The organism is Desulfonema magnum (assembly GCF_017377395.1).
In the GTDB taxonomy this organism is placed as follows: Bacteria; Desulfobacterota; Desulfobacteria; order Desulfobacterales; family 4be13; genus Desulfonema_C; species Desulfonema_C magnum.
The window spans coordinates 5,877,900-5,891,900 of sequence record NZ_CP061800.1; the positions used below are offsets into that span (position 1 = coordinate 5,877,900).

General features: G+C 42.6%; 12 protein-coding genes. 7 read left to right on the plus strand and 5 right to left on the minus strand.

What is annotated here, in order from left to right; translation table 11 throughout:
- The first annotated feature begins 23 nt into the window (after nucleotides 1-23).
- The gene (gene cysQ / locus dnm_RS22530) at nucleotides 24-887 is read left to right on the plus strand and encodes a 3'(2'),5'-bisphosphate nucleotidase CysQ (protein WP_207679143.1); all 864 of its coding nucleotides are present in this window, start codon (nucleotides 24-26) and stop codon (nucleotides 885-887) included.
- Between the two features lie 448 nt (nucleotides 888-1,335).
- Here cysQ and dnm_RS22535 read toward each other — a convergent pair whose 3' ends face one another.
- The 4 genes from dnm_RS22535 to dnm_RS22550 form a co-directional block, all read right to left on the minus strand.
- Nucleotides 1,336-1,728, minus strand: a complete 393-nt coding sequence (locus dnm_RS22535) for a PilZ domain-containing protein (protein WP_207679144.1) — start codon at nucleotides 1,726-1,728, stop codon at nucleotides 1,336-1,338.
- A 128-nt stretch (nucleotides 1,729-1,856) separates the two neighbouring features.
- A complete protein-coding gene (locus dnm_RS22540) occupies nucleotides 1,857-2,105 on the minus strand; it encodes a hypothetical protein (protein WP_207679145.1) in 249 nt (82 codons plus the stop codon).
- Nucleotides 2,106-2,717: 612 nt separating this feature from the next.
- A complete protein-coding gene (gltA, locus tag dnm_RS22545) occupies nucleotides 2,718-4,130 on the minus strand; it encodes an NADPH-dependent glutamate synthase (protein WP_246556060.1) in 1,413 nt (470 codons plus the stop codon).
- A gap of 266 nt (nucleotides 4,131-4,396) precedes the next feature.
- Nucleotides 4,397-5,233 carry a sulfide/dihydroorotate dehydrogenase-like FAD/NAD-binding protein gene (locus dnm_RS22550; RefSeq protein WP_207679146.1) on the minus strand — a complete coding sequence of 279 codons (837 nt, stop codon included), beginning with the start codon at nucleotides 5,231-5,233 and terminating at the stop codon, nucleotides 4,397-4,399.
- Between the two features lie 446 nt (nucleotides 5,234-5,679).
- Here dnm_RS22550 and dnm_RS22555 point away from each other — a divergent pair, with 446 nt between their 5' ends.
- From dnm_RS22555 to dnm_RS22575, 5 genes are all read left to right on the plus strand, one after another.
- Entirely contained in the window at nucleotides 5,680-6,456 is a 777-nt protein-coding gene (locus dnm_RS22555; RefSeq protein WP_207679147.1) for a TatD family hydrolase, read from the plus strand.
- Nucleotides 6,457-7,060: 604 nt separating this feature from the next.
- Complete coding sequence (locus dnm_RS22560) at nucleotides 7,061-7,333, plus strand: hypothetical protein (RefSeq protein ID WP_207679148.1); 273 nt, start codon at nucleotides 7,061-7,063, stop codon at nucleotides 7,331-7,333.
- Between the two features lie 122 nt (nucleotides 7,334-7,455).
- Nucleotides 7,456-9,450, plus strand: coding sequence for a ribonuclease catalytic domain-containing protein (locus dnm_RS22565; protein ID WP_207679149.1), 1,995 nt, complete (start codon nucleotides 7,456-7,458; stop codon nucleotides 9,448-9,450).
- 83 nt (nucleotides 9,451-9,533) lie between these two features.
- On the plus strand, nucleotides 9,534-11,777 hold the full coding sequence (locus dnm_RS22570) for a cache domain-containing protein (RefSeq protein WP_207679150.1): 2,244 nt from the start codon (nucleotides 9,534-9,536) through the stop codon (nucleotides 11,775-11,777).
- 386 nt (nucleotides 11,778-12,163) lie between these two features.
- Nucleotides 12,164-12,601, plus strand: coding sequence for an NUDIX domain-containing protein (locus tag dnm_RS22575; RefSeq protein WP_207679151.1), 438 nt, complete (start codon nucleotides 12,164-12,166; stop codon nucleotides 12,599-12,601).
- Here the strand turns inward: dnm_RS22575 and dnm_RS22580 are convergent.
- The gene (locus dnm_RS22580) at nucleotides 12,575-12,847 is read right to left on the minus strand and encodes a hypothetical protein (protein ID WP_207679152.1); all 273 of its coding nucleotides are present in this window, start codon (nucleotides 12,845-12,847) and stop codon (nucleotides 12,575-12,577) included. The genes dnm_RS22575 and dnm_RS22580 overlap by 27 nt on opposite strands.
- A 29-nt stretch (nucleotides 12,848-12,876) precedes the next feature.
- On the opposite strand from dnm_RS22580, the gene dnm_RS22585 reads away from it, so the two are divergent.
- A complete protein-coding gene (locus dnm_RS22585) occupies nucleotides 12,877-13,653 on the plus strand; it encodes a Smr/MutS family protein (RefSeq protein WP_207679153.1) in 777 nt (258 codons plus the stop codon).
- The last annotated feature ends 348 nt before the right edge of the window (nucleotides 13,654-14,001 follow it).

The following is a 14,001-nucleotide window of genomic DNA, read 5'->3' on the forward strand; positions in this document are numbered from 1 at the left end:
AACTGGAAACTCGGAGAGTTAATATGCGTTATGAAAAATATTTGCTTATGGCTTTGGCCGCGTCAAAAATTGCCGGAAATGCTATTCTTGATGTTTATGAACAAAAAATTGATGTGGAATATAAAAAAGATCAGTCCCCTCTGACTTTGGCTGATAAACGCTCCCATGAAATTATCACGAAAATTCTGACTGCCCGGGCTGAGAATCCCCTTCCTGTTCTCAGCGAGGAAGGAAAAAATATTGCTTATGAGGAAAGAAAAAAATGGGAATATTTCTGGCTGACTGATCCGCTTGACGGAACCAAGGAGTTCATAAAAAGAAACGGAGAGTTTACTGTAAATATTGCGATCATACATAAAAATGCCCCTGTTCTCGGTGTGATTTATGTGCCTGTAAAGGATGTCTGTTATTTTGCAGCAGAAGGGCTGGGATCATATAAACTGGATAATTGCGAAGTCCTTGACCGGCTCAGTGAGAAAGCCATATCTGAAAACGCGGGTCTGATGGATGAGATTATTTCCCATTCTGTGATATTACCGACGGACAGAATTGCCGGTTCTCCGTTCACTATTGTGGGGAGTCGTTCTCATTCCACTAATGCGGTTGAAGATTTTGTGGCGGATATGAAAACCAGACATGAAGCCGTGGAGTTCATTTCCGCGGGAAGTTCTTTAAAGCTCTGTCTGGTCGCGGAGGGCAAAGCAGATGTTTATCCGAGGCTTGCCCCAACAATGGAATGGGACACCGCGGCCGGGCAGGTCATTGTGGAACAGTCCGGGGGAAATGTCCTGAATGCGGAGACCAATAAGCCCTTGCAATATAATAAGGAAAACCTGCTTAATCCCTGGTTTATTGTGAACAGAAGGAATCATAAAATTGAGAATTGAAAATTAAAAATTAAAAATTGGAAAATTCCGATTATCAAATTTTATTTTCTTGTCTGAAGTGATCTGGCAGGATTTATAGATTTTAAGAAAATATCTTTCTCTCCGGAGTGCCAAACTGCAAGTTTGGCACTCCGGATAATTTTTTTCTTAAAGCCTATAACTTGCTAATTTTGTAAGCACGCTTCGGACAGCCGTCTGCCCCGGGGATTCATTTCCTGTCTGCGTGTTCAGCTTACTTTTTATTTTCCGCACAGGCTCCGGCATAATGTTCTGATCTGAATTGACCGATTCTTGGCTGGATATGATTTTCATTGTGCGATGTCAGGTTCTCGGAAAATTTCGGATTTTCATCTCCCGGGTGAGAGCCAAAAAACAGACCAAAACTATGAATATCAGACTTTCAGGCAGTTTTGCTGATGAAAATCGCTCAATTCAGGTTTGAATTCATTCAGATTTCAGAATGCGGTTCCGAAGGAATAAATTTAAGTCCGAAGCGATATCCGCCTTCTGGCAGATGCTTTACCCATATAAGATGGGCCCGACGCCTGCGAAGTTTTCCCTCATATTCAAATCGCATTTCAAATGGCAGATTTTCAGACAATTCAAAACAGATTCCTCCTTCGGAAAAATTAATTCCTTTGGCTTCGATGATATCGAAATCACCTATAAACTCGATATCCGCCTCAAATTCTTTCCGCAGGGAACGCTTTACGAATTTTTCTGAGGTGTTATCTGGTTTTGTCCCAACTTCGGCAAGTTTCAATTCAAGCGCTGCTACCCGTTGACGCATAGCTTTCAGTTCTTCATTAAGTTGAGCATTTATTTTTTGATAATCCTTCATGGTGATAGCTTGCTCCTTAATATCAGGGGAAGTACCCGGACAAAAAAATGAATTTATTTAAATTTAACTATTAATTCGAATAGATAACTCAGTCACTATTTAAAATTGTCAGATTTTTACATTAAATCTCAGAATATGGTGCCGAAGAAATAAATTTTAAGTCCGAAGCAATATCCGTCTTCCGGAAGATGCTTCATCCATATAAGATAGGCCCGGTGCCTGTGACGTTTTCCCTCATATTCAAATGGCAGGTTTTCAGATGATTGAAAACAAATTTCGTGTTCGGAAAAATCAACGCCCCTGGCCTTGATAATATTGAAATCATCTGTCCTATGGATGTCATTTGTTAAATTCTGTAAGAGGATATCGTGGTGCAAATTTTTCTCTGTTCGCCTCCTGCTCATATTCTGCAAGTTTTGATTCAAGTTGATCTGCCCGTTGGCGCGGAACGTTCAATTTTATACAGAATCATTTAATTTCATTGGAGATTCCGCTTTAATCGGCAGATTATCGAAACCCTTGAGAAATAAATAGTATCAATTCCTGTGAATATTGTAAAGTGAGAAAAATTGGCTGCTAAAACAGAGCATGAAAGATTGATTATATGATCAGCAGGTTATAATATTAAAAGGATTATAACAGGTTTTTCCGAACAGGGTTTATCTTTTTCCGGAAGGGATTGCGAACCGCGTCCGGCCCCCCTGAAAAAGCGATTTATTAAAGCCCGGGGTGATACCTTTGCAACAAACAGAAGCGGTTCGGGGGATATTCAAATTCAGGATAGGCGCGATGCTGACGATAATCTTTTAAGCTCGAACCAAAGGAAGTGCGCAGTGACGGGATTGATCGGGACGGTAACTGATTTCGGATGGCCCCGCGCGCAAGAAACAGGTGATAGCAGTGACGTATCTATCTGGCATAATAAGAGAAATTGCCGGATACAGCAGGCATGCCATATCCGGCCTGTTTCTTACTTTAGCGAATTTAAATTACCATCCCCAGGTGAGGTATTCGTGAATCGAATCCGCAGCTTTTCTTCCGGCACCCATTGCCAGAATGACGGTTGCGGCACCGGTGACGATATCACCGCCTGCCCATACGCCTTTTTTCGTGGTTTTTCCGGTTTCAGGATCAGCCTCGATATAGCCCCATTTGTTCAGTTTCATATCCGGTGTTGACTGGGTCAGCAGGGGATTGGCTCCGGAACCCACAGCCACGATGACCAAGTCACAATCCATATGAAACTCAGAACCTTCGATGGCTACAGGGCTGCGTCGGCCTGACTCATCCGGTTCTCCCAGTTCCATCTTCAGGCATTCCATACCGGTAAGGCGTCCCTCTTCATTCCCCACAAATTTGGTGGGATTGGTAAGCAGGAAGAGTTCAATGCCTTCTTCTTCCGCATGATGTATCTCCGCTCCTCTTGCGGGCATCTCCTCCCGTGAACGGCGATAGACGATGCGAACTCTGTCCGCACCGAGACGCATGGCGGTTCTGGCTGAGTCCATTGCCACATTTCCCGCGCCCAGCACGACCACGTCCTTTCCGATGGGAATGGGCGTATCTACTTCAGGAAAACGATAGGCTTTCATGAGGTTGGCCCGGGTCAGATATTCATTTGCTGAGAGAATGCCGATGAGGTTTTCACCCGGAAGATTCATAAATCGCGGCAGCCCTGCTCCGACACCCAGATATACAGCGTCATAACCTTCTTCGAAGAGTTCGTCCAGAGATACGGTTCTTCCTACAACTGTGTTGCATTCAACCTTTGCCCCCAGTCTTTCAAGAAAATTAACTTCTGAAAAAACGATTTCCTTGGGAAGCCTGAACTCAGGAATACCATATACAAGAACGCCGCCCGGCTTATGAAATGCTTCCATTACTGTCACGTCATGCCCTTTGACAACAAGGTCACCGGCCACGGTCAGCCCGGAGGGACCCGAACCCACAACAGCAACTTTCTTTCCAGTGGGACTCTGTTTGGGAGGCAGGTCTCCTGAGCCATTTTTTCGCTCATAATCCGCGGCAAATCTTTCCAAGTTGCCAATGGCTACAGGTTCACCTTTTTTACCTACGACACATCTGCCTTCACACTGTATTTCCTGAGGACAGACCCTCCCGCAAACCGCAGGTAAACTGTTCTTTGTCCACAAATGTCTGATAGCACCTGTAAAATCACCATCTTTGATAAAACCGATAAACCCGGGGATATCAACCTGTACGGGGCATCCTTCAACACAGCTTGGCTTCTTGCACTGAAGGCATCTTGAAGCCTCCAACATGGCTGTTTCCGGGGTGTATCCTATCGGCACTTCCTCAAAATTTCTTCGCCTGATCTCCGGCTTCTGCTCCGGCATGGGTTGTCTGGGTATCTTTTCCTTTTTTTCTTTTTTCTCCGCCACAATATCCTCCTTAATTTGTGATTTGTGATTTGTGATTTATCATTTGCGATTTGCGGTTTGTGATTTATGGTTTATGGTTTGTGATTTGTGATTTATCATTTGCGATTTGCGGTTTGTGATTTGTGATTTGTGGTTCTCTGTTTATCAGTCCGATAACCAATCCCCAATTCCCAATCACCAATTCCCAATCACCAATCCCCAATCCCCAATTCCTAATCCCTAATCCCTAATCCCCAATCATCAATTCCTAATCACCAGTCACAAAATTATGCATTTTCTAATGCGCAATAATCTTCGTAGCATTTTTTTTCATCTTCACTGTATGCCTGGAGACGCTTTGCCAGTTCATCATAGTCCACTTCATGACCGTCAAATTCAGGGCCGTCAACACATGCGAATTTTGTCTCCCCGCCCACGGATACACGACATCCGCCGCACATTCCTGTTCCGTCAACCATGATCGGGTTCAGACTGACAATTGTTTTTACATTGTATTCCTTTGTGATTTTGGATACAAATTTCATCATGGGAACAGGCCCGATGGCAACAACAAGTTTTATGTCCTTATCACTGTCCAGAATATCTTTGAGTTCCTCTGTGACAAAACCGGAACGACCATAAGAGCCGTCATCAGTGCAGACTCTGAGATCATGGGAAGCCGCTTTCATCTGTTCTTCCAGAATGAGCAGGTCCTTGTTTCTGGCTCCGATAATACAGGTGACATGGTTTCCGACGTCTTTAAGCCCGCGGGTGATGGGATGCAAAACAGCCACACCTGTCCCTCCGCCGACACATACCACGTTACCCACGTTTTCCAGATGGGTCGCTTTGCCCAGAGGACCGATAACATCCTGATATTCATCACCGACCTTCAGATCTCTGAAAATGGCAGTGGATTTCCCGACAACCATATAGATGATTGTTATTGTACCTTTTTCAGAGTCAGTCTCTGCCATGGTCAGCGGAACACGTTCCCCTTCCTCATTGGCCTTCAGAATAACAAACTGACCAGGTTTTGCCTTACGGGCAATCAACGGGGCCTCAATTTCATTTAATATTACTGTGCCCTCAGCCATCTCTTCCCGTCTCACAATTTTAAACATAAAAAACCTCCAAAAAGTCACTATTTTTTTGGTAAAAAAAACTGGCGGAAATACCCATTTTCTGCCAGTGAAATTTCAGCAGCCCCCGCACGGATGATACAGATAAATATTTGTTAATAATATGAATATGATTCACCGACATCTGAACAGCACTGCTGAATTTCTATACTGAATTTATTAATATAATAACGAAATGATATGAAATCAATCCTAAAAAATCAAAAATGTTGATATTATCAATTTTCAATGCTAAATAAATTCAATTTTTAAAAGATTCAGCAGATCGAAAAATTTCCGGACTGCGCGCGGCGCGGCAAAGAAACCCGGCTTTTTTTCCAGGACAGGTCGCTCCCCCCGCCGGAAAAACCCGGGTTTCTCCCCCGTCCGCCCTGTCTGTCCTGTGACAGCCCGAAAACGTTTCGATCTGCTGAGATCAGGAGATTATAATGAAACTGTTTGACAGCCATTGTCATCTGGATGACCGCTTGTATGATGACGATATGGATGAAGTAATAAAACGGATGGATGCCGCGGGGGTTGCCGCGGCCATGATTGTAGGGGTTGATAAAAAAAGATCAGAAAAAGCGGTTGCCATGGCAGAATCCGGAACAGGTTTTTATGCCTCCGTGGGTGTGCATCCCCATGAAGCAAAAGACTGTTCCGAAGAGACCCTTGAATTTTTTTGCAAACTGGCCAAAAGTCCAAAAGTGAAAGCATGGGGGGAGATCGGACTTGATTTTAACCGGATGTATTCTTCTGTAACGGATCAGGAAAAATGGTTTGCCCGACAATTGGAAACAGCGGATGAACTGAGACTTCCGATTATTTTCCATGAAAGGGACACCAAGGGGCGTTTTCTTGAAATTCTGAAAGCACATTATGAAAGAAGAACGGGCGTGGTACATTGTTTCAGCGGAAATAAAAGGGAATTGGAAGAATATCTGCAACTGGGGCTTTGCATCGGTGTCACCGGCATCCTGACCATCAAAACCCGGGGGGCTGATTTACGAAAGCTTGTTTCTCTGATTCCTGCTGATCGTATTCTGATTGAAACTGATGCGCCTTTTTTAACACCTGCTCCTCAAAAAAACCACACACGGCGCAATGAACCGGCTTTTGTAAAATCTGTTCTGCTTAAACTGGCAGAGGTAAGAAAGGAAGAACCTGAATATCTGGCAGATATGATATGGGAAAATACTTGTCGGTTATACAATATCACATAACCCGTTATACTTTTACCGTGAAAATACATTTTGAAAAGCCGGGTTTTTTATCTGAAAACATTTTCATAACCGGGGGCGAAAAACCCGGCTTTTTCATGAGCGTTTATCTCGATGATCAAGTTTTCTGACCCGGTTCGAACAAAAAATGAACATCGAGTTTATGCAAAGCTTGCTTTCTGAAGCTTATTTCGGGCATCCTTTAAATCTGGCAGATGAGAGCTTTACACTGCTGATGAGGGAAAAATATAAAAAGGGAGTTTAATATTTTTCCAGCTATCCGCCTGGCGGAAAATAATATAAGGTACTCGGAGAATACTCATCATCCAAGAAATTATGTTTTAAAGCATGTTTACTGGGCAAATATCAAAAATTTGGATAATGAGTTATTACCGAGTACCTAAAATCCCAGATGCCGCATAAAATTTTTAAAAAAGGCTGTCAGAATTCGGTTGAAAAAAACTAAAACATGTCATAAAGATGATATTTGCAAACAGCAATGTTTTATAACGGACATGACCAAGGGTCACAATAAAACATGAAAGTTTCAGTTTTTCCAAACGGTTAACACCTAACACCTAACACGTTTATATATTAAGGAACAATAATGGAAACTCAAAAATCTTCGCTGAGGGAAGATATTGAAAAAATATTTCAGGATATTGGCGGTTTTACCTGGGAACAGGCAGAGAGCTGGTCAGGTTTCTGCCACGCCGTTGGTATGGAACCGATACCTTATCTGAAAGTGATGCTGAATAACGTCTGTAATATCAGGTCCGCCACTGCTGGAAAAAATGTCCCTTCCAGCGTCACTTCTCCTGAATTATGGATCATTTTCAAACATTGCCGAACGCGTTTCAAGCTGATCGAACCTGAATAGAAGCCTTGCCGCACAATCTTCTGTGTATGCATTTTTCATATCTGCTCATTTTCAAAAAATTCACGGGCCAACTGATTCCTTAACATTGACTTTTATGAGGCCAGTTGGTATAATAATAAGTTATGGAATCAGGAAACATTATTGAATATATTGACCGCCAGAAAATTATATGTGCGGTTGTTCTGGAAGTTAAAACCCAGAAACTGAGACTTCTTACGGAGACCAATCGTGAAGTCAAGCTCTCGGAAAATCGGTTGTCCCACAAATGTAAAGACCGTCTCAACCTCTCGTCGGGAAGAGACAGGCTGGTTGAAGCCTTAAAAGATACGGTAAACAGGCGCATGGCTCTGGTTGATCAGATTGATGTCAGGGAATTGTGGGACGTTCTGAATACAGAACAGGAATGGATTGATCTTGCCACAATGACTGAGTTCTGTTTTCCGGATAACCCGTCCCAGGATCATGAAGCAGCAGTTGTCAGAGCATTTTTTTACGACAAACTGTATTTCAAATTTAATCCGGATCGTTTTTTCCCAAATTCTGAAGAACAGGTCGAACAAATTCGTACCCAGACACGGGAAACCACCCGCAAAAATCGAATTATTGAAGAAGGCGGTATCTGGCTCAGAAACGTCTTAAATGACAACGTCTCTGAGATGTCTGAGGATAAGGCAGAATTTGCAGAAATACTTAAATCTGTCTATCTGTTTGAAAAAAACAGCAAACACTATGACCTTGGGAAGGCAATGCTTGCCAAAGCCGGCATCAAGGTAAATGAAATGGTGTTTGACCTGTTTGTAAAGCTGGGTATATGGGATCAGGATGAACACATAGAACTCTATCAGTATGAAATTCCGATAGATTTTGCTGATCCTGTCATCGGACATACAAAGCATTTGGTAGAGAAAGTAAAGCATGACAGTACTTGTCTGATTAGTGAAAACAATCGCAGGGACCTGACAGACCTTCCGCTGATAACCATAGACGGGCAGGCAACGCTGGACTTTGATGATGCGTTAAGCATTGAGGACAGAGGGGATCATTATTGCCTGGGCGTCCATATTGCCGATGTGGGACATTATGTGAAAAAAGGAGATAAGATTGACCGGGAAGCCATCATACGAGGAAGTTCAATTTATCTGCCTGATCAGAAAATTCCCATGATGCCCCCGTCCCTGGCCGAAGATATTTGCAGCCTCAGAGCCGGAGAACTGCGTCCCGCTGTCAGTACACTGATAAAATTAAGTCCGCAGGGTGAAATCATTGATTATGAAATCGTTCCCAGTCGGATCCGCGTGAAAGATCAGCTCACCTACTATGATGTGAATATGATCGCGGAGGAAGATAAAAACATCTCTGTTCTTCACGATATTGCTCAGAAATTTCGTCAGAAAAGGCTCTCGGACGGTGCTGTTCAGATATCTTTGCCGGAAATCAATATCTGGCTGGAAAACGGCGAACTCATTGTAAACAAAACAGACAGGGAAACTCCCGGCAGACTGTTGGTTGCCGAAACAATGATCATGGCGAACTGGCTGATGGCCTGCTTTTTATCAAAACATGGTATTCCCGCAATTTACAGAACCCAGCCGGATCCGAGGGAACGTCTCTACAGAGAAGATGAAGGAAGCCTTTTTCAGAACTGGATGCAGCGCAAATTTTTAAGCCGTTTTGTTTTGCAGCCTCAGGCGGAACACCATGCAGGGCTTGGCCTGGACGCTTATGTTACGGCCACTTCTCCCATCCGTAAATATTTTGATCTTATCACCCAGCGCCAGATACGGTCTGTTTTCGGTCTTGAGGAGCCTTACACTCCTGAAGAGATTGACCGTGCCATTCAGATGCTTGAACAGCCCATGAGTTATGTGTCAAGGGTTCAATATCGCCGAAAAAGGTATTGGTTATTAAAATATCTTGAGGGGAAAATCGGGGAAAAAGAAGAGGCCATTGTCCTCAGCAAACGAAGAAATGACTATCTTGTGCTCATACCCGAATATATGACAGAATGCAGTCTGCCGCTGCCAGGCGGATTGAGATTAAAGCCGGAAGACCTTATTCAGGTTAAAATACAGCACGTCAATGCCAGAAAAGATACGCTTTCCGTATTTATGGCATGATTTGGGGATTTGTAATTTGTAATTTGTGATTGGTGATTGGCTGGCAAATCCCAAATCACCAATCCCAAATTCCCGAGGTTCCCATGTTCTCATCTGTTCTTTTCAGAAAATTTTTTCTCTCCGTTCTGTTTATTGTCCTTGTTTTTTCCATAGCTATTTATTTTTTTTCAGTGCCGCTCATCAAGCGTTCGCTTTACAGGCTTGAGAAAGAATCTGCCCAGACAATTCTCGACAATGTTTATGAAATTGTGAGAAGTGAATATCTGAGTATCGAAGCCTACAAAGAATCCGCACTGGCGGGTTACAAAAGACAGCTGAAAAATATCCTTATTCTTCACGAATCTTTTCTGAAAAACAAATATCTGCAATATAAAGAGGGGTTACTGACAGAAGAAGAGGCAAAGAATTCCGCCCTGGAGGAAACGCGCAGGTTCATATACGGAACCGACGATTATATTTGGATTTCAGACTATAATTCCGTTCTCATTTCTCATCCTGACCCGAGAGCGCATAAAGCAGATTACTCTCTGGTCAGGGACAAATATGGGAAACGGATTGTTCCTTCCGTGGTTAGAATTGCCAGGGAAAAAAATCAAGGATATACTTCATACTGGTGGAGACGTCTGAGCGACGAAAAATTTGTTGAAAAGCTTACTTATTCAAGACATTTCCCTCAATGGAAATGGGTGACCGCCACGGGCGTTTATATTGATGATGTGGAAACTGAAGTTGCCAGACGTAAGAAAAAGATGCTTGAGGAACTCAGAGAGATTTTGCAAAATGTAAAAATCGCACGAACAGGATATATGTACATTTTTGATTCCAAATTGAATATGATTGTTCATCCGAATCCCAACATTGAAAACACAAATTTTTCCAATCGCATCAATCCGGTTACAAACCAACCCATTGGAAAAGAGATGATCGCGGTGGGCCGGAACCTCAAGCCCGAACTTTTTTATAAATGGGATAAGCCCGACGATAAGGGACAGTATATTTATAACAAGATTACATGGGTGAGATATTTCAAAGAATTTGACTGGTATATTGGCTCTTCGATCTATACCAAAGAACTGAACATCACATCAGACATGCTGGGACGCAGAATCCTCATTGTTTCTGTGGTGATGTTCCTGATATCTCTGGGAACAGCGATTATTTTTCTGAATAAATTCCTGGTTCCTATAAAAAAACTTTCCAACCTCGCTTTAAAGGCCAAGGAGGGCGATCTCTCTGTCAGATGTCACGCCGCAGGTAATGACGAGATCGGCGTGCTTTCCATGGCGTTTAACAGTATGATCACCCAGCTCAGGAACAATATCGAAGACCTGGACAGAAAAGTGCATGAGCGAACACACGAACTGCTTAGATCAAACAAACAGCTGATTCAGGAAATAGAAGAACGCACGCTGGCGGAAGACGCATTGCGTGAGAGTGAAGAACGATACCGTACTATTCTGGAGAACATCGAAGATAGCTATTACGAAGTTGATTTGGCCGGTAATATGATATTCTTCAATAATTCATTGTGCCGACACCTCGGGTACACCAAAGATGAATTAGAAGGTACAAATTTCCGGGAGTATATGGATGAGATAAACGCCAAAAAAGTTTTTCAGGCATTCCACAGGACTTTTAAAACAGGAAAATCCGCCAAGTCGTTTGACTGGAAATTCATCAAAAAAGACGGTTCAGAGGCTTATGCTGAAATATCAGTCAGTTTAATAAAAAACTCAGAGGGTGATGCAATTGGCTTTCGGGGAATTGCCCGCGATGTCACCGAGCGAAAGAAATTTGAAGAAGAGCTTGCATTTCTGGCTTACCATGATCCGCTTACAGGATTATATAACCGGAAAGCTTTTCTTGAAAAACTTAAAGAGACATTGGTTTTTGCCAAACGATATGAGAATGAACGATCTGTTTTTTATCTTGACTTGGATAAGTTTAAAGAGGTCAATGATATGTACGGACATGAAACAGGAGATAAGTTGTTGAAGGAGGTTGCTGACAGACTGAAAATATCTGTGCGTGAGAGTGATCATGTTTGCAGATTCGGAGGGGACGAGTTCACAATAATCCTTAATAATACAAATGATTCATGTCCCGAACGCGTGGCCCTGAGAATTATGGAAAAGATATCCGAACCCTATTATATTGATAATCACAAAATTGATTTTATCACACCAAGTATCGGAATCAGCGCTTACCCGAAAGACGGTTATGATGTTGATACGCTCATTAACTGTGCGGATACGGCAATGTATAAAGCCAAGGAGGGAAGGAATCAGTATGTCTGTTACAGCAAAATTAAGACTTGTGATTCTTGATTTTTGATTTGTGGACAGCGGCGAAACCCGGGGGTTTCCTTCTCGGGGGACGGATATTTCCGGTAAAAAAAAGCCGGGTTTCTTCCCGGACAAATATTTAAAACTGACAGAAATGGTAGCGCTGTTCGGTGGGTTTCGCTTCGCTCCACCCACCCTACAATATTCTGAACTGGGTATGTTATTTATTTTGAGCGCTGTTCGGTGGGTTTCGCTTCGCTGCACCCACCCTACAATATTCTGAACCGGGTATGTTATTTATTTTGAGCGCTGTTCGGTGGGTTTCGCTTCGCTGCACCCACCCTACAATATTCTGAACCGGGTATGTTATTTATTTTGAGTTCCCTAATATTTTATCACACCTTATTATAACAGGAGGTTGTAATTCGATGAATACAGAGAAAAAATATAGGAATCCGCTGGTTACGGTTGACATTATTATTGAAATCAATGCGGGTATCGTTTTGATCGAAAGGGTAAATCCGCCTCATGGATGGGCATTGCCGGGAGGATTTGTTGATTATGGTGAATCTCTTGAAACATCTGCTGTCAGAGAGGCAAAGGAGGAAACATCTCTTGATGTCACACTCAGAGAGCAGTTTCATTCCTATTCTGACCCTGACCGTGATCCCAGACATCACACAGTAACGACGGTTTTTATTGCAACTGCAGACGGCATACCCAAAGCAGATGATGATGCAAAGAATCTGGGGGTTTTCACAGAAAACAGTCTGCCTTCACCCATTGTTTTTGATCATGGAAAAATTATCAGAGACTATTTTTGTTACAGAAAAGGAGAGTTAAAAAAGGATATTTTTGAAACTTGAAACTTGAAACTTGAAACTTGAAACTCGGAACTTGAAACTTGAAACTTGAAACTTGAAACTTGAAACTTGAAACTCGGAACTTGAAACTTGAAACTCGGAACTTGAAACTTGAAACTTGAAACTTGAAACTTGAAACTCGGAACTTGAAACTTGAAACTCGGAACTTGAAACTTGAAACTTGAAACTTGAAACTTGAAATGGGTTATATACGCATACATGAAAATCCGTCTGACTTCCTGATTTCAAGTTTCAAATTTCGATTGAAGGGGGAAACCATGTCTTATTTCAAGCCTGATTTTAAAAAAGGAAATTCCAGGTCTTCCGGTTTCTTCAGACCTTTTAAAAATCTGAAAACACTTCTTAACAGCAAGTCTTTACCGCTTGCTTCGGGTTCTGCTGAAACAATCTCAAATAAGACTGAGGCTGACCCGGACCAGCCTGAATATGAACAAAGACTTTTCATGAAGGCCATGGCGGGCGTCACTCCTGTTCCAAGAGGCAAATATATTGAAAATGACGCTGAAATCAGACAGGCAATCCCTGATGATGAAGAGCAGGACGGAAGCATATTTGATGATGATACTGAATACGAAAGCATATTGCGACTCAAGCGTCTTGTGGAAAACGGTGAGGGGTTTGTTGTCGCGAACACACCGGAATATATTGAAGGCAGAAGCTACTGTGACAACCCGGAAATTACAGACCGCCTGCACCGGGGGGATTTTTCCATTCAGGCGCATATTGATCTTCACGGACTCAGTGCGGAAGCAGCCGAGGATGTCTTTGACGGGTTCATTAAGGATGCCCTGGACACGGGAAAAAGGGCAGTGCTGATTGTGCATGGCAGAGGGCTTTCCTCACCTGTAAAGCCGGTGTTAAAAAGCAAAGTTCAGGATTGGCTGACTCGCGGTCCCTGGCGAAAGTGGGTCATTGCTTTTTCAAGCGCGAGGTCGTGTGACGGGGGGGCAGGGGCCACTTATGTGCTGCTCAGACGACGGCCTTTTACAAAGCGGTTCAGAAAAAAAAAGCGGGGAATGAAAGGGAAGAAATAGAAAAATAAGTACCTGATGACTGTTCCGGATGTGGGAGAATCCGACCGAAGCGGCTGCTCCGGCAACAATAAATCTGAATGATTATCCGAAGCTGTTTCAGTTTCTGAATACCTGATTAGAATTTTGTTTTTTTAATGTCGTTTAGGCTTGACAAATGTTTTTTATTCTATTAGATTCTTTTTTTTTCAAATTTATATAAACGGCCATGACCTGCCGGTCACAACGTTACATGAAAGTTTTATAATTTTTCTTAACACTTAACACTTAACACCTAACACCTAACACTTTCATATAAAAATATATAATGGCGTTGCCAAAATTATAAATATAAAACTTCAAAAGGAGACA

What these genes read in the sequence shown, in the direction of transcription:
- dnm_RS22570 (WP_207679150.1), top strand. Translation starts at nt 9,534, where the DNA reads ATGTTCTCATCTGTTCTTTTCAGAAAATTTTTTCTCTCCGTTCTGTTT.
- dnm_RS22560 (WP_207679148.1), top strand. Translation starts at nt 7,061, where the DNA reads ATGGAAACTCAAAAATCTTCGCTGAGGGAAGATATTGAAAAAATATTT.
- dnm_RS22550 (WP_207679146.1), bottom strand. Translation starts at nt 5,233, where the DNA reads ATGTTTAAAATTGTGAGACGGGAAGAGATGGCTGAGGGCACAGTAATA.
- dnm_RS22535 (WP_207679144.1), bottom strand. Translation starts at nt 1,728, where the DNA reads ATGAAGGATTATCAAAAAATAAATGCTCAACTTAATGAAGAACTGAAA.
- cysQ (WP_207679143.1), top strand. Translation starts at nt 24, where the DNA reads ATGCGTTATGAAAAATATTTGCTTATGGCTTTGGCCGCGTCAAAAATT.
- dnm_RS22575 (WP_207679151.1), top strand. Translation starts at nt 12,164, where the DNA reads ATGAATACAGAGAAAAAATATAGGAATCCGCTGGTTACGGTTGACATT.
- dnm_RS22565 (WP_207679149.1), top strand. Translation starts at nt 7,456, where the DNA reads ATGGAATCAGGAAACATTATTGAATATATTGACCGCCAGAAAATTATA.
- dnm_RS22585 (WP_207679153.1), top strand. Translation starts at nt 12,877, where the DNA reads ATGTCTTATTTCAAGCCTGATTTTAAAAAAGGAAATTCCAGGTCTTCC.
- dnm_RS22555 (WP_207679147.1), top strand. Translation starts at nt 5,680, where the DNA reads ATGAAACTGTTTGACAGCCATTGTCATCTGGATGACCGCTTGTATGAT.